Origin of the sequence: Thermofilum sp. (assembly GCF_038871435.1) — an archaeon.
Classification (GTDB): domain Archaea; phylum Thermoproteota; class Thermoprotei; order Thermofilales; family Thermofilaceae; genus Thermofilum; species Thermofilum adornatum.
In genome coordinates this window covers 286,390-303,018 of record NZ_JAVZIC010000002.1, presented here as the reverse complement: position 1 = coordinate 303,018, position 16,629 = coordinate 286,390, and the positions used below count along the sequence as shown (strand labels likewise).

General features: G+C 44.7%; 16 protein-coding genes. 12 read left to right on the top strand and 4 right to left on the bottom strand.

The features are described 5' to 3' along the window. Positions 1-18 precede the first annotated feature (18 nt). Complete coding sequence (gene glpK, locus QXT17_RS04040; RefSeq protein WP_288006126.1) at positions 19-1,596, bottom strand: glycerol kinase GlpK; 1,578 nt, start codon at positions 1,594-1,596, stop codon at positions 19-21. A 194-nt stretch (positions 1,597-1,790) separates the two neighbouring features. On the opposite strand from glpK, the gene trxA reads away from it, so the two are divergent. The 12 genes from trxA to QXT17_RS03980 all read left to right on the top strand — a co-directional run bounded on the left by trxA (position 1,791) and on the right by QXT17_RS03980 (position 13,830). Further along, positions 1,791-2,201: a thioredoxin gene (trxA, locus tag QXT17_RS04035; protein WP_020963015.1), complete on the top strand. Its 411-nt coding sequence runs from the start codon at positions 1,791-1,793 to the stop codon at positions 2,199-2,201. Positions 2,202-2,334: 133 nt separating this feature from the next. Next, on the top strand, positions 2,335-3,639 hold the full coding sequence (locus tag QXT17_RS04030) for an extracellular solute-binding protein (protein ID WP_020963016.1): 1,305 nt from the start codon (positions 2,335-2,337) through the stop codon (positions 3,637-3,639). A 26-nt stretch (positions 3,640-3,665) separates the two neighbouring features. Next, the gene (locus tag QXT17_RS04025) at positions 3,666-4,529 is read left to right on the top strand and encodes a carbohydrate ABC transporter permease (protein ID WP_020963017.1); all 864 of its coding nucleotides are present in this window, start codon (positions 3,666-3,668) and stop codon (positions 4,527-4,529) included. Then, positions 4,517-5,320: a carbohydrate ABC transporter permease gene (locus QXT17_RS04020; protein WP_020963018.1), complete on the top strand. Its 804-nt coding sequence runs from the start codon at positions 4,517-4,519 to the stop codon at positions 5,318-5,320. The genes QXT17_RS04025 and QXT17_RS04020 overlap by 13 nt, the downstream gene beginning before the upstream one ends. Positions 5,321-5,330: 10 nt before the next feature. After that, on the top strand, positions 5,331-6,377 hold the full coding sequence (locus QXT17_RS04015) for an ABC transporter ATP-binding protein (protein ID WP_148684553.1): 1,047 nt from the start codon (positions 5,331-5,333) through the stop codon (positions 6,375-6,377). Between the two features lie 86 nt (positions 6,378-6,463). Next, complete coding sequence (locus QXT17_RS04010; protein ID WP_020963020.1) at positions 6,464-7,189, top strand: HAD family hydrolase; 726 nt, start codon at positions 6,464-6,466, stop codon at positions 7,187-7,189. Between the two features lie 57 nt (positions 7,190-7,246). Beyond that, positions 7,247-8,116 (top strand): lysine exporter LysO family protein, encoded by an 870-nt coding sequence (locus QXT17_RS04005; RefSeq protein WP_342783180.1) that lies wholly within the window; start codon positions 7,247-7,249, stop codon positions 8,114-8,116. Between the two features lie 15 nt (positions 8,117-8,131). After that, entirely contained in the window at positions 8,132-9,208 is a 1,077-nt protein-coding gene (locus tag QXT17_RS04000) for an MFS transporter (protein ID WP_148682122.1), read from the top strand. A gap of 91 nt (positions 9,209-9,299) precedes the next feature. Beyond that, complete coding sequence (locus QXT17_RS03995) at positions 9,300-10,298, top strand: ABC transporter ATP-binding protein (protein ID WP_342783179.1); 999 nt, start codon at positions 9,300-9,302, stop codon at positions 10,296-10,298. Between the two features lie 3 nt (positions 10,299-10,301). After that, positions 10,302-11,081, top strand: coding sequence for a hypothetical protein (locus tag QXT17_RS03990; protein ID WP_342783178.1), 780 nt, complete (start codon positions 10,302-10,304; stop codon positions 11,079-11,081). Beyond that, positions 11,082-11,831: a hypothetical protein gene (locus QXT17_RS03985; RefSeq protein WP_020963025.1), complete on the top strand. Its 750-nt coding sequence runs from the start codon at positions 11,082-11,084 to the stop codon at positions 11,829-11,831. It abuts the gene before it with no gap. Between the two features lie 220 nt (positions 11,832-12,051). Further along, positions 12,052-13,830 (top strand): S9 family peptidase, encoded by a 1,779-nt coding sequence (locus tag QXT17_RS03980; RefSeq protein ID WP_020963026.1) that lies wholly within the window; start codon positions 12,052-12,054, stop codon positions 13,828-13,830. A 289-nt stretch (positions 13,831-14,119) separates the two neighbouring features. Here QXT17_RS03980 and QXT17_RS03975 read toward each other — a convergent pair whose 3' ends face one another. The 3 genes from QXT17_RS03975 to QXT17_RS03965 form a co-directional block, all read right to left on the bottom strand. After that, positions 14,120-14,668, bottom strand: a complete 549-nt coding sequence (locus QXT17_RS03975; protein ID WP_020963027.1) for a flavin reductase family protein — start codon at positions 14,666-14,668, stop codon at positions 14,120-14,122. Between the two features lie 46 nt (positions 14,669-14,714). Beyond that, a complete protein-coding gene (locus QXT17_RS03970; protein ID WP_052885683.1) occupies positions 14,715-15,503 on the bottom strand; it encodes a KaiC domain-containing protein in 789 nt (262 codons plus the stop codon). A gap of 465 nt (positions 15,504-15,968) precedes the next feature. Beyond that, positions 15,969-16,610, bottom strand: a complete 642-nt coding sequence (locus QXT17_RS03965) for an HAD family hydrolase (protein WP_020963029.1) — start codon at positions 16,608-16,610, stop codon at positions 15,969-15,971. Between the last annotated feature and the right edge of the window lie 19 nt (positions 16,611-16,629).

Here is a 16,629-nt window from a genome sequence, read left to right as displayed (position 1 = left end):
ATAGCTATATACATATTGCTACTCCGAGTAGCCGTAAGCCCAAGGTACCTCCTTTGCCCATCCAAGAGCACGCTTGACAGCCGCTTTCCAGCCAGCGTAAAGCTTTTCACGCTTCGAGGGATCCATCTGTGGGATAAACCTCTTCTCCTCTACCCACAGCCTCTTCAGCTCCTCTAAGCTACCCCACACTCCAACCGCTAGACCCGCAAGGTAAGCAGCACCTAGAGACGTTGTTTCACGCACAAGCGGTCTAACTACCTCAACTCCAAGAATATCTGCCTGGAACTGCAACAAGAAGTCACTCTGCGACGCGCCACCATCCGCCTTCAAGACCTTTATATCCCTCCCTACATCTGTCTTCATAGTGTCAACAACGTCGCGTGTCAGATAGGCAATGCTCTCTAGGGTCGCCCTAGCGATATGTTTCCTCGTTGTTCCACGTGTAATACCAATGATGAGGCCCCTTGCATAAGGATCCCAGTAGGGTGCGCCTAGCCCTGTAAATGCGGGGACGAAATAAAGACCACCCGTATCATCTGCGGACTCTGCCAAGGGGTTGATTTCAGGCGAAACCTCGATGATCTTTAATCCATCTCTTATCCACTGGATAGCAGCTCCAGTGATAAAGATGCTCCCTTCTAGTGCATAGTAAGCTTTACCAGGCTCGAGAGAATAGAAAACCGTCGACAGCAAGCCTCTCCCCGAATAGAAGACCCTTAAACCAGTATTCAAAAGGATGAAATTGCCCGTACCATAGGTACACTTGACTTCTCCCTCTTCGAAACCTGCCTGACCGAAAAGTGCCGCCTGCTGGTCTCCAGCGTCGCCCGTCACAGGTATGCTTGCCCCGTTAAATATGCCGTTTAGCGCTGGACCAGTGTACCCGTATACTTCCTTGTCGCTTGAGGGACGAGGAAGTGGCAGGGACTCTTCTGGTATTTTACCCATAAGCTCTAATAGCTCTTGATCCCAGCTCAACTTCTCAATGTTGAAGAGCATGGTTCTGCTCGCGTTAGAATAGTCTGTCACATGTGCGCCGCCCTTTTCAGGCGTCAAGACTTCCCGGGAGCCACGCGTCAAGTTCCAAATAATCCACGTATCGATAGTTCCAAAAACTGCCTCTCCCCTCTTTACCTTTTCCCTGAGACCATCCACGTTTTCTAGGAGCCACTGGATCTTGCTACCTGAGAAATACGGATCAGGAACAAGCCCGGTCTTCTTGTGTATGAGCTCAGAATAATTCTCTTTGAGTTTATCCGTTATCGTAGCTGTTCTCCGGTCCTGCCAGACAATCGCGTTGTAAAGCGGGTTCCCAGTTCTGGGGTCCCAAACAACTACTGTCTCCCTTTGGTTCGTTACTCCAATAGCTACTATTTCTCTAGGGGAAATCTTTGACCTTTGAACGGCATCCTTTATACAAAGCAGGGTTTTCTCCCAGATCTCTGCTGGGTTATGTTCAACCCATCCTGGCCGAGGGTAAATCTGGGTATGTTCGCGGTAGGCCCATCCCCCTGGGACAGGTTTCCCGTCTTCTCCGAAAATGCCTGCTCTGGTTCCAGTCGTTCCTTGGTCAATTACAAGTATATATTTCTTCATAACAAAGCCTATAAAAAACCAGGAAACTAATGAATTTTTTGCTATATAATAGATAAGAGGCTGAGCCAAGAGTATTTCTCTTTATTGCTTGCCTGTAAAATGCCCAAAGATTTATATATCTAGACTTTTAAAAGTTAAAAACCATACTTATCTATTTAAATCTTCAAGAAACTAACTTTCTTGGTCGACGCAAAATGGAGAGCGAGCTTGAAATAATCAAGAGAAAAATGCTAAAAGAAATGTTGCTCAAAGAGGGCGCCACAAAGAGAGAAGCCACATGCCCCTACGACGCCAACGGCAACAGTATAACTTTCCACGAAAACCTGGCAAAGTGCAAACTGGCAATAGCAGATTTCTGGGCAGAGTGGTGTGCCCCCTGCAGACTAATAGAGCCAATATTTGAGTCCCTCGCAGAGAAATACAGGGGGAAAGCTGCCTTCCTGAGGGTAAACATCGACGAAAACCCTGACCTTGCGGCGGAATACCAAGTCATGAGTATACCAACCCTCATTGTTTTCAGCCGTGGAAAAGAATTTACACGATTCATTGGCTACTCGCCACAGCTCTCCAGACAGATAGAAAATGTACTCGAACGACTACTTTAATCTAAAAGTCTAACGGTCTTTTTAGACTATAAAGAATATATTAGGCCTAAAGTAAACGATTTACTCATTTTATAAAGAATTTGCAAAAATGTTTATATACTACAATTACACTAACTAAATCGCCGGTGGAAAAATGGTAACCAGAAGGCAGTTCCTCTACATCCTAGGAGGAACAGTTGCAGTTGCAGTTCTAGGCGGAGGCGTCTACTTTTTGACCCGCACCCCAAGCCAGCAACCACAGAAACCAAAAACGCTCAGCGGCAAGCTAACTATTCTTGGACGTTCAGGTTACCACGAGACCATTGTCAGAAACTTGATGGACACATTTTCCAAGAAGTATCCCGACGTTTCCCTCGATTATGTTCCAAAGGGATACACAGACGAATATCAAACCATAGTTCTTTCCATGCGGAACAAGTCTACAGACTACGACGTATTATACATTGACGAGCCCTGGATCCACATGATGATAAACAACGGCTGGTTGCTTCCAATTGATCAACCAAACCTTTCCAACTATCCCGACTCTTTGAAGAGCTGGCCAACCGTAAACGGTAAGACCTACGCCCAGGCGATAACTGGTAATGCAAACTTCTTGTTCTATAGGAAAGATATCCTGGACAGTATAGGGGAACAGCCACCCCAGACCTGGGACGACGTTTTAAGAATTGCTAAAAAAGTAAAATCAAAGTATACAGACGTAGGAGTCAAATTATATGGCTTCGGCGCTTATTCAGTCAAAGGCACCTCCATAGCTCAAGATACCTTCCCAGCAATTCTTTATCCATTCGGTGGACGATACTTCGCAGATGACGGAGTAACTCCCGCGCTAAAAAGCCAAGCCGCTATAGATGCCCTGGAATTCTTCAAGGAACTAAAGAACTACAGTCATCCACGCATGACTGAGTTCCAGAGTCTTGCAGAGTATTCCGACGCTATACTTCGGGGCGAGGTTGCAGTTGGTGTGGCATGGAACGGATGGCTGGCTGACATTGACAACCCACAAAAGTCTCAGGTAGTAGGAAAAATAGAGGTTCAGCCTTATCCAAGGCAAAAAACATTCTTTGGAGCCCAATCAGGAGTGTGGTATATGGCCGCATCGGCTTTTACCACCAATCCAGATGCAGCAATTGAATTCGTAAAGGTAAGCACGTCATTTGAAGCACAAAAACGCGCCGCATTAGAGGCTGGCTTGCCACCTACACGACTTAACGTCTTTACAGATGATGATTACAAGAGTAAAAGAAGGCTTGCAGACAAATTCCGCGAAATAATATTAAACGCTAAACCAGTTAGGACAAACCCGCTATGGGGAGACATGGCTGAAAACGTGGGTACATACCTCTACATGGGATTGCTAGGACAAATAAGCGCTGAGGAAGCAATCAATAAGGCACATGAAGAGATGGTTAAAGTAACTTCAGCCATAAAGTCCTAAAATAACCTTCAGAGGATATTTACAATATGAAGTTAAGAGAGTTCCTCCAAAAAGAAATTTTTCTTTTACCGGGCCTAGTTGGACTAGGAGTATTCCTCTATGCCCTTATCTACACAATCTACATGTCGTTTTTCAGGTACAAACTTGGCTTTACTGAACCCACCTTTATAGGCTTACAAAACTTTGTAAGCCTGTTCAACGATGAGATCTTCCGCACAGCAGTCTTTAACACGATTTATTTCGTCATCGTAGCGACTACTCTTGAACTTTTATACGGCATTTTGCTTGCCTCTCTACTGTATTGGAGCAAATATAGATACCTTTTCCTTCCACTAATGCTAGTTCCAATGCTTCTACCTGCCGTAAACATAGTTGTTATATGGAGGTTCCTTCTACATCCTGACTACGGTATAGTCAACATATTTTTAAAGAGTATAGGTCTTAGCCCTATTGATCCGTTAAACGACCCTACATGGGCTATGCCTACAATAATATTGATGGATGCATGGCAAATGACACCATTCGTAATGATTATCATTTTAGCAGGGCTATCCACAGTTCCCCGAGAAATAGTTACTGCGGCCAGGCTGGATGGCGCAAACAAGTTCCAATTGACAACAAAGATACTTCTACCGCTCACCAAGAACGTCATTATGGCTGTGCTTCTGTTGCGTTTGATCGACGCTTTTAGAATATTCGCCAAGGTCCAGCTATTAACAAGAGGAGGCCCGGGAATAGCCACAGAGACGCTCGAACTACAAATCTACAATCGGGGTGTTAGAGGTCTCGAGATAGGGTTTGGGTCAGCTATGTCCGTGATATTTATCCTTCTAGCAATGGTTGTGATTATTCCATACATGATAATGGTGATAAGAGGATGGCGTCGCTGAGTGATGCAATACTAGTTATAATTGTTCTCTCAGTGATTATACCGCTAGGCTCCCTTATCCTCATAAGCTTTATGCCTCCAGGAGAGAGAACATTCCCGCCAGTCCACTACACGTTGGATAATTACGTTTATGTGCTTGACAAGCTAAAGTTCTACCAAAACATGTTCAATACTTTCTATTTTATCACACTAGCAGTCTTAATATCGCTTGTGATTTCAATTCCTACAGCCTATGCGATTGCACGTTTACCGATTAACTACCATCTTTGGGTTATCACAGTTGGTTTAGTGATTCTAGTCAAATCGCTTCCCCCGGGAAGCCTGCTAGTACCTATTTATGACTGGCTGTGGAGACTAAAATTAACAAATACTCCTCTCGGCGTCGCTATTAGCTATCAAGTATACACGTTGCCCTACACCATTTGGCTTCTCACATCTTTCTTCTTGGATCTCCCACGAGAAATAGAAGTAGCGGCAAGACTTGATGGAGCCGGAAGCTTTTCGCGTCTAATCCATGTGATTCTCCCCATAAGTATACCAGGCATTATCTCTGCAGTAATAATGAACTATCTGAATCTCTGGAACGAATACATGTATTCAAGCGTTATGGTCTCAAGCAGTAGGTACCAAACAGCAGCAGTTATCCTGGGTCAAATGGTAAGTAGCGAATACGTTGTAGAGTGGGGTGTCATGGCCGCGGCAAATGTTTTAAGCATAATTCCTGCATTGATATTTGTCTCGTTTGTTCAGAAAAATATTTCGAGAGCAATTACGGGTGGTATTAAGGGGTAAGGTGAGGAGAATGGCATTTTTAGAGCTTAGGAATATCTCGAAGTCGTATGGGAAAAACAGAGTCCTAGACAAAGTCTCATTGACAGCCGAAAAATCAGAGTTCCTCGTAATACTCGGGGCAAGCGGAGAAGGCAAATCCACAATCTTGAACATCATATCAGGCGTTATACGGCCTGATGAAGGCGAAGTAGTAATAGATGGGCGGGTAGTAGACGACTCCAATAAAACATATGTACCGCCAGAGTTAAGGGACATCGGATACGTCTTCCAAAACTATGCATTGTATCCCCACATGTCAGCCTTTGACAATATTGCATTCCCACTTAAAATGCGTAAATTGCCCGAGGAGGAGATAAAGAAAAGGGTCAGAGAAGTCGCAGAAATGTTGCGTATAAGCCATGTTCTTGACCATAAACCATCTCAGCTATCAGGCGGACAGCAACAAAGAGTCGCAGTTGCTAGAGCAATAGTTAAGCAACCCAAACTTTTACTAATGGATGAACCATTCAGCAACATTGACCCGGCTCTCAGGGCAAGTGTACGTTGGGAAATAAAGACCCTCGTTAAACAGGTAGGCATCACGACTGTGATGGCTACACATGACCAAGAAGAAGCCATGTCTCTAGCAGACAAAATATTGATACTACACAAAGGCAAAATAATTCAAACAGGGACTCCAGAAGAGATATACAACAGACCCGTCAACACATACGTTGCAGACTTTGTTGGAGGAATGAATATCTTACCTGCAAACATTCTGATTCCTCAGATCGAAAGCATAGCCGAACTGAAAAGTCTTAGTGTTGAAAATATTGGATATATTGGTTTTAGGGCAGAGCATACGCGTCTAGACGACCAAGGAATCAAGGGCAGAGTAATAGGTTCCGAGTATAGGGGAGACAAGTGGGTAGTCTTGGCAGATATCGGCTCTGACAAGCCTGTAAAGCTATACCTCACCACAAAGGTAAATGTCGACGATACAATAAGATTCTTGCCGTCCAGGATTTACTTCTTTGATTCACAGGGGTCACTGGTAGATACAAAAACCTTGGCTTGAAATTAAAATTTCTTTCTTAAAGTGTTTTTTCTTTCTTTTTAAGAAAGATTTAAAGGGTATAATCCTCTTTATGCCAAGCGATAGACATGGCAACACTTGAAAAAATCGTTAGGGATGCAAAGGTTTTCTCTTTTGACATCGATGGCACACTTCTAGACAGCTACACCTATATGCGGGACGTCATCCAGATACTCCTCCTATACATAGGGGTGCCAGCAAACATGCTTGAAATGCTTACAGACGAGGTCTACATGAAGTGGTATGAGCTTGAAAAACAAGGTGTCATGGACTACGGCAAGTTCCACGTTTTCCTGGAAGATTTTGCCCGCAAATACTCTATTAATGTAAAGTACGACGTAGAGAAGTTTAAAGAGCTTATGCTCGAGGCGCGTATCAGGGGGTCTCAGCCATATAAATGCGCATTTAAGCTCCTCGCCGAGCTCAAGAAGGCTGGCAGAAAAGTCGTTTCAGTGTCTGGTGGCGACGGTGTTCCCGGGATGAAGTACAAGAGGATAGCTGAGAGCGGTCTAGCACAGCTTTTCGACAAGATAATCGTTGTATATGAAGATGTGCCTTCACGTGTAGATGGACTCATAAAGGTAGCAGAAGAGCTGGGCGTGCCAAGAGAGGAAATTGTACACGTCGATGATAGAGCGAAATTTGCCCTCGAGGTCTACAATGCAGGCTTCAAAGCAATAGTAGTCAAGACAAACTTCTTTGACCCCTATTATAGTCTTCCAGAAGAAATACCAGTTGTCGACTCACTCTGCACAATCCTAGATATAATTGCCAAGACACCGCCAAAACAATGAATAATTTTCAAGAAAATTTAAAACATGTTTACGAGACATGAGCAGTGAAGCCTTCCTATGCTGGATCTAGGGTCCCTTGAGGTAATAATCGTATTTCTCGCTTCCCTACTCATCGGCAGGGTTTTTAACATCAAGCTTCCGGGCTTTGTCTTCCAGGGAATAGTTCTCGTACTAGTCTGGAGCATAAGTGCATGGGCCGCGGCTAGCGGAATAGAGGCGCTAAAGGTCTCTCTATATCACACAGTCATATTTCTGGCGCTAATTATCCTGTTTGTCTTTGGTATAGGTAGCTTCTACACAGAACGGTCTCGCAGAATTTCGGCTCATGTAGAAGCCAGACCGAATTACCCGATAATTATAGCTATAGCCTCAGGGTGGCTGACGGGTATATACGCTAATTGGCTTCAAGCATACCTGTCCCAAGTCATATGGCCCCTAGTACTCGCAGTAATCTTTGCCACTGGTCTGGCAATGCATACAACAATTAACCTTGAGGCAATAAGGAACGGTGGAGACGTTTTCCTCAAGGCCTTATCGGTAACCCTGGTTTCTGCGTTCTTAGCTGGCATTGTAGCCTCGATTTTTCTCAGAGTGTCTCTCAGGTATTCTCTGTCGATCCTCTTTGGTCTTGGGTGGTACAGTTTCGCTGGTCCCTTTGTTGCACAATTTTTTGGCCCATCGGCAGGGCTGACAGCATTCCTGGTAAACATCCTAAGGGAACAAGCAACATTTATACTTACACCACTTCTATCAAGGTTTAAGGTGGCAACAATAAGCCTCGGGGGAGCAACGACCATGGACAACACACTATCAGTCTTTATCTATACTTACGGCGAGGAAGCCGCAGTTCCAAGCATTATGCATGGATTCGTTCTGACATTTATCGTGCCGCTTCTAGAATCAATAGTTGTAATGCTTCCCATTTGAGGCCGGTGAGTTCCCATGAAAAGACTTTACGCCTTATCATTTTCCTTATCTTTTCTGCAGGGACTGCTTGTCCCAGTCATCGTTCTCTATATGCTAAGGCTAGGCTACAGTGAGGCAGAGATAGGGATAATCACAGGCAGTTCTTCACTTTTATATATTGTAGGCGCATTACTATCTTCATTCATAGTTAGCAGGCTCGGGGACTCGAAGACAATAATTCTTTCTCTAAATCTCTTGACAGCAGGATACCTCTTATTTTTATTCTCACATTCAATCGTGGTCATCTTTATCGCTGCAAGCCTTGTACTCCTAGGCTTTGGGATATTCTGGCCGTCCATAGAAAATGCAGTATCCAGTGTCGGTGGAAAAGTGTCTTCCTTTTCATTTTCCTGGAGCTCTGGCTCCCTTCTTGCAATGGCATCTGTCTACCCATTGTCGCTTGTGGAGCCAGCATTTACCTTTCTATTCTTCTCAGGATTCTCGGTGTTTCTAGTTTCTTTCGCGATTTTTAGCCACAAAAGGAGAATAGAGCCAGCCACTCCTGCCGGCATTCTGGGATCTCTCAGGAAGGCCGCTATTGCATGGCTTCTCTGTATAATATACTCCCTAAACTCTTCGGGACTAATAACGTTTTACCCTGTCCTAGTCGAAGCCAGGAAGCTTCCACAAATTCTCCTCTCTGCGACCCTTTTCGGCATGATTTTTTCTAGAACGCTTCTTTTCTATCTATTCGACAGGGTTCCCAATAAATTGAGAAGACTAGACCTAGCCGCCCTCTTGATGTTAACTCCTGCCCTCGTGGTGTATACGAATGATTCGCTTATTCACGTATCTACCGCACTTCTATCAGGAATAGGGCAAGGAATAGTCTACGGCATTGCTTTAGAAAGAGTTTTCAAAAGACAGAGCCTAGAAGTTCATCTATATACATCCCTGTTCGAGTCATTTATTGGAGTGGGCTACTTCTTCGGACCAATGCTCGGTGTGGGCTTCAGTAGCTTATTGCGTGTCCAGCCCATCGCAACTACTGCCTTCATGAGCTCGGTTATGGCTCTATTAGCTGGCTTGCCACTTAGGAGAAAAGAGTCCTAAAATTTTTTATATAGGCTCAAAGCATATCTTGTTAGAGGATATACTCCAAAGCGTCACCCGGTTTTTGACCAGTTTTCTGGAGGTGAAATGGATGTATCCCGTCGAGGTTCAAGGACTAAAGAAGACCTACATCACTAGGAAGCGTGTAGGGCTCTTTAAAACAGTTGAGAGCCGTATAGAGGCACTCAAAGGCGTGTCCTTTAATGTAAACGAAGGCGAAATCCTCGGAATACTCGGACCAAACGGTGCCGGAAAATCTACCCTTGTCAAGATACTAGCTACGCTCCTCCTACCAGACGAAGGATCCGCAAAGATTCTTGGATATGACGTGGTAAAAGAGAGAGGAAAGGTAAGGAAACATATAGGCATATCTCTAAGTGTTGAAAAAGGCTTCTTCTATAAGTTGACAGCCCGGGAAAACCTAAAATATTTTGGAATGCTTTACGGACTCAGCGGTAAAAAGCTTGAAGAAAGAGTAAATGAAGCCCTAAAGGCCGTAGGGCTCCAGAACCAGGCGGAAAAGTTCTACGAGGAAATGTCTCTAGGAATGAAGGCAAGACTGAGCATAGCTAGAGCCCTGCTCCTTGACCCTCCCGTATTAATTCTGGACGAGCCTACACTTGGCCTAGATCCTGTGACATCCAGGCGTATAAGACACCTCTTGGTAAACCTCGCACACCAGAAACGAAAATCTATACTCTTAACGACTCATAACCTCTTCGAGGCAGAGCTTATATGCGACAGAGTAGCGATAATATCAGAAGGAAGAATTCTCGCCATCGACACCATCGATGAACTGAAGAAAAGGGTTGCAGACACAGTCTTCATAGAGGTACGACTACCAAGCATGTCGGGACTACAGGCACTAAACATCCTCAAAGATTTTCCAAGCAACGAGGTAAAAATCTACCACAGGAAGGGTATAGCAGAGAAAATAGTAATCTCGGTCCCAGTCTCTCAGGCTGAAGAAACAATGGAAAAATTACTCCACGAATTCAGGTCTTCAAGGCTAAAAGTCCGGAGCATAAGCATTCTTGAGCCATCGCTAGAAGACGTATTTGTAAAGCTCACAGGCCAAAGAGGTGTTTAAGCTATGAAGCATTCATTCCTAAACATGTTAAGGGCGGGTCTGTTCTTCGAAGTCTCGATACTAAAGAACAACAAGGGTTTATTATTCACATTACTTGCCAGGCCATACCTCGTCCTCCTTATGCTTTACTTCCTCTACCAGCAACTACAAGCAGAAACATCGCCAAAAGACCTCGTGCTACTCAGCCTCACTGTTACGGGATCGATAGATGTCCTCTGGGACATAGCAGGAAGAGGAATAATCCTCAGAATGCACGGCATTCTCCCATACTACACGGTAGTGCCAGAAGGTTTGCTTGTATCACTTACCATAACCTTCCTACCAAAATATCTCTTAGAAAACCTCCTGAAAACACTTGTATTCCTGCCTTTACTTGTTATATACCTCGACTTACTAAGCGCCCTCGAATACGTAGCCGGGGTCTTTTTCCTACTCATACTTGGACTCTTGCCCCTAATAGGGCTAAGCATGCTTCTTGCAGGCTTAACACTCATGGCCAAAGAAGAATCACCCTGGCTAGACTGGATAACCCCCATAATCCTACTGGCTTCGGGAGCGATTTATCCTTTAAGCGTCCTTCCACCATGGCTCCAAGCAATCTCTAGGCTCTTGCCAACCACATACATCGTTGAAGCCGCCGACATGTTGACACAACATCTCGAAACAGGAGGATTCTTTACAAGCGTCATAGTCGCCATGATGATACTAACCATTGGATACAACATTGTCTCAGCGAGCCTAGCAAAGCGGGCCGAAGAAAAACTATTGGTAAGGGGGATATAGATGGGGAGGACCCGTGCAGTCATATGGCTCCATGCGATTAGAGCCAGAAGATACCTACTCTCCATGATTTCGAGCTCTCTTACAGACACTCTGTGGATAGTTACCCTACTCCTAGGCTTCGTCCTTTCAGGAAAAACACAGCTCCTCGCAGAAAACCTCCTGGGACTAATAGCCTGGACAATAATCTCGAACTCAGCATGGATGATAAGCGGCTGGGTAGACTACCTAGGAGTCCTAGGCCTCATAGAGGAACACGAAGCCAGAGGAACATCCGTCTTCCTAGTACTAACAGGCAGAATCATTCCTCTTCTCCTCTCCTCAGGAATAACTTCCACTATAACACTAATAATTTTCCGAATAGCTGGAGCCGAGATAGCCATACACTACCCCATTCACGTCTTGCTAACCCTTATACTACTAGTTGTGCAGTCCGCTGTATACGGGCTTCTGCTGGGGGCCCTAGCGCTAAAAACAGGTATCCCCGGATACATGTTCGACATTGCCAGCCTAGCGTTCCTAGGACTCGCACTCATGCCTATAAATGAAGAACGCCTGTCCCAAATAATTTTTGTACCACTCCTAGGCCCCCAGCTAGCCACGAAGCTTGCAGGCCAGCAACCACTGGATTCACATTTACTATTTTTGCTCTTTTTAACAACACTACTGCAGATACCAATACTATTGGTAGTAATAAAGAAAGTCTCGAGAGACATACAAAAAACCGGAATAAAGATAATTGGTGAACTATGACTACTTAATGGTCAAAAGGGAAGTCCCCAATCAGCATCTACGTTTTTTTTTACCTTCAAATTCAAACCTTTAAACCCATTTTAATACATTGTAATATCATGCCTCTAGTTTTTACTCTATTTTCCATCTAAAATACTGATTATTTTTGTTTTTCTTTTATGAGGACAACTATGTAAAGAAAAATATATATGTTTTTCGATAGTTTTTATAACGACAAAAAATGCAAAAATCAAAAATTGGAATGTATGCCGCCGCCTCCCTTCTACTAGCAATCCTTTTCAGCTTTCTGGCATACCTAGTAATAAGCGATTTCGGCTACGTAACAGTAAACGACGTCAGATTCTATGGGCCAAACGGCGAAATGATTAGCGCTCACCTTTACGTTCCAGCCGACGCTACACCTCAAAAACCAGCTCCAGGAATACTAGCAATACATGGATACAATAACCAGAAAGACTATATGACAAATACTGCTCTCGAACTAGCAAGAAGAGGATACGTCGTACTATCAATCGACATGACTGGACACGGCTTCTCAGAGGGAAATGTGGGAGCTTTTTCCTACGGAGCCGTAGCTGGGCTCAACTATCTTAGGAGCCTTGCATATGTCGACAAAAACAACATTGGACTCGTAGGCATGTCTATGGGTGGCTGGGCAATACAGAGCGCGGCACTCGCAGTGCCAGATGGCTATAAAGCAATGTTCTACATGGATTCCTATGTCTTGCCCCCAACATTAGCTCCAAGGCTAAAGAATGTAGCGATACAGATGGCATTTGCAGATGAATTTACACCATTTTGGCTTCAGGTTCCAACTGGGAAAGACATACCAAAGTCCCCTGTACTAAAGCAAATATTCAATGTGACTGAAGATATTATACCAGGAAAAGTCTACGGAGATATATCCAAAGGAACAGCAAGAATACTATACGAACCATACATAGACCACGCAGCCTCAACCGATGACCCGACAAGCATTGGCAACGTGATAGAATGGTTCAGTATGACGCTCCAAGGAGGCAAAAAAATCCCGAGAAATGACCTGATATTCCCACTTAAACAGCTCTTTACAAGCCTGGCATTCCTCTCAGCAATGTTCTTCATATTCTCATTTGGAGGATACCTGCTCGAAACAGAAACATTCAAGGAGCTAAAGGGAACACCGCCCGAATACAAGGGCTTTACAGGCTACAGCTACTGGATAGCAGCGTTCATAACAACTGCACTTCCACCCCTACTATTTTTGCCGACATTCATCGAGTGGGGAATGAACCCCATGCTTCTAACAATATTCACGCCTCAAGCACCGACAAACAGGTATATGGCTTGGCAAGACACAGTCGCGCTTGTAACTGTAGTGTTGCTCGCGACATTCTACTATGCAAGCCTCAGGAAGAAAGGCTTCACACTACAACACACAGGACTGGATCTCTCACTCAAAACGGTGGCTAAGAGCTTCCTGTTCGCGGCCTTGACACTCCTACCACTCTACATAACACTCACATACTGCTACGCCTTGTTCAGGACCCCATTCACGCTTGCAGGTCTACCTGAACCAGTCGTCCTGAGACCAATGAGTACAATTAGATTCACCTTTGCATTTACGTACTTCCTACCATTCCTCTTCTACTACCTAGTAACAGGAGTACTCTTCGCAGGATTCATGAGGTACAAAGAAGGAAAAGCAAGCCTAACAATGGAACTGCTCATAAACTCGTTAATTGTATCCTTAGGCTCAATAATATTCCTCCTTTACTACTACGTACCACTCTACATCGGAATGCCACAGACGCTTTCCTGGACATACGTTTATGGCGGAGTCCCACTTGCAATGATCTACTACATAGTTGTTCCAGTTGTTTCAATACTTACAATATGCATCTTAACGTACTTCTACAGGAAAACAGGCAAAGTGTGGCCCGGAGTATTCATAGCAACAATGCTAATAGTGTGGTACCACGTAGCATTTGCAGCCTTCCACATACCTATGCCACCTTAAAAAACAAATTATTTTTTCACAAACATTTTTTCCAAGAAGCTTTTTGGTTGCTTGATCTTTTTTCAGTTCCTTCGTCATTGTCTTCTGCTTTATTTCTAAGTACAACGAGAGATTAATGGACAAAACAAAATACACGAGATGATTAGAAAAGTATAGTTTTCGTCAACATTAAGTATTATTTAATAAGGTCTAACTAACTGTAGTTTGGAAACCCCGGCTATATCACTTAGAGAAAAATCCTCCACATATGTTTTCCCAATCGTGTGTGACTCTAGCGGCATTATACGACTCAAAATTTACATGCACTCGTATACTCTTCTCCACCCAAATGGAGAAGGGGTCGAACCTTAGACAAGTCATAAAGAGAGTTTTTCCACGCATCTCGCCTGACTCTCGCGGCTAATACTTCTCCCACAAACAAAGAGTGGTCACCACAAGGATACTCAGCCGCTACTCTGCACTCGATGCACGCCAGTGAATTCCTTATGCATGGAACCTTTACCCTGAGAGGTGTTAAACTTTCTATCCCATATGCTTTGAACTTGTCTATTTCGCTACCACTTGTCGAGCCAGTCTCTTCGACTAGCCCCAGCATTGTGGCTTCTACCGGGTTCAAGGTAAATTCTCCACTCTCCTTTATCAGTTTGTACGTGTATCTCTTTGGCGAAATCGCAACGGCAACCAGCGGCGGATTCACAGAGACAGGTGTGACCCATGCCGCGGGCATAACATTGGCTCTGCCATCTTTCCCAATTGAGACAACGAGGACCACGAGTTTGGGGTGCAGCAACCTGGTATGTTGCCTGGTTACTACTTCAACATATTCAGGTAGGCTCATACAATTGTTACTTTGCTGGATATGTATAAAAAAGATATGTTGCCAGCTATTCTAGTGAGAACTCTTCCGAGTGGGTCTTGATCTTCTTCTGTACTTTTTCTGGTAAGCTTTCGTCTTCGAGCCTCCTCTCCAGTGGCTTTACCACTACAACGCCGACGCCGTCCTCTATCTTTATCTCCCATGCCCTCAAGTCGTGGGCTGTCTGCCTCATTTTCTCGATAATGATGTACCTCGTGAGGACACCGTTGATCATTCTACGCTTAAAGTGGATGATTCCGTCGGCAATATGCTCAAGGCCCCAGCCAAAAGCGCTACCAGTCGTAATAGCATACTGGCTTGTAGCCATAATTGTGAACCCCCACTTGTTTAGTATCCTCTTGACAGTGTAGCTGTCCTCCCTAGCCTTGACAGGAGCCCTAAGCCAGAAAGCACTCATAGAGTCAATAACAAGCCTGCGGGCGTTTCTCCCCAGCTTTTTCTTTGCCTCTATAATCCTGCTAAGCATTTCCTCTACAGCGAGCTCGCGAAGGGTCCACTCGTCCTCCTTTTCTCGCATAAGGGCATCAATAATAACAAGCCTGCCAGACTCCAAAGCGCTCTGGAAATCCATCTTAAACTGCGCTGCCTGCCTCAGGATGCTCTCCCTGCTCTCCTCCGTAGTCACATATATCGCGCTTTCCCCAGCCCTCAAACCAGCCCATACAAAATGCAGACATGTAATAGTCTTACCTGTACCAGGCATCCCCACGAGGGCGACAAAGAAACCCTCTGGGATCCCGCCCCTCAAAAGGGCGTCCAGGCCAGGAATTCCCGTGGAAAGTCTTCTAACCTCCACATCTAACCATGTAATAAATCCCAAGTGAAATATTTCAGCCTTTCTCCCAGAAATTGCCACCATGTGTGTTGCGCTGTTTGGAGAACATTGATATGCGTTCCATGCTTCTCTGAGGTAAAAGCTCAAGGATCATGCTTGCCTGAAATACTTTTGTTAACTCTATACTTCAAGGCATCGCTTAAATCTTCGCCCCAGCCACCCAAAATCTGACTCTAGCCCTAGTCCTACGATTGAGTCCACTCTTTCGCTTGGTAAGCGAGAGGATATGCTTATTTCTTCCATGTTCCTGTCCCGAATTGCTTTCCTATTAGAGCTTAACCTCACATCCCACTTTTGGCTACATATCTACGTAACTTGTCTATAAGCGACTTGGGAACCACAAACCTGAGAATCTCCACCCATCCTTTATCCATTATATTTTTGCCTCAGAGTTAAGAGTTAATAAAGCTCTACGGTGCAGCGTTGTTAATAGAAATCAATCATATGTAAGACATCGTTTAAACTTTTAATTCCATCATATTTTCCGTCTCGTGAAACAAGTACTGCGCGAAGACCAGCCAATGATGGATTCTTGTAGTCGCTCTCTGGGTCATCCCCAACATGTAGTATTTCGTGTGGCCCTATCCCCAGCTCGCGCAGAATAGCCTTAAAGAACTCTGGGGGTTTGCCTGGGAGAGAGAAGTCCGAGGATGAGGAAAAAACCCTTACAAACCTCTTTTCTAGGAATGGGAAGCGCGAAAATACGAGACCGATAAAATCCCTCGCCGCGCTAGTGCTAAGCACCAGTTTAACATGGTTTGGCACGTTCTCGAAAAATTCTAGGGCATCCTCGTAAATTTCGACGAGCTTCCCCGCCTCGCTCAAAGCATATTCAAGCTCGTCCATCAAACCGAACCTCTGGAACCAGTACCTAGGAAGATACCACCTTAAATCTCCCTGCCCGACCTCGTCGTAAGACTGAAACACGACACGCTTTGCCGTCTCAATGTCCAAGCTATGTCTCTCGGCGTACAGCCTAGGAACAAGCTCTAGCCAAAAATAGTCCACATACTTCCTGCTGACGATGGTTCCGTCCATGTCTAGAGAGATATACTTAATGCCCACCATTAGACACCTTGTCAACGAT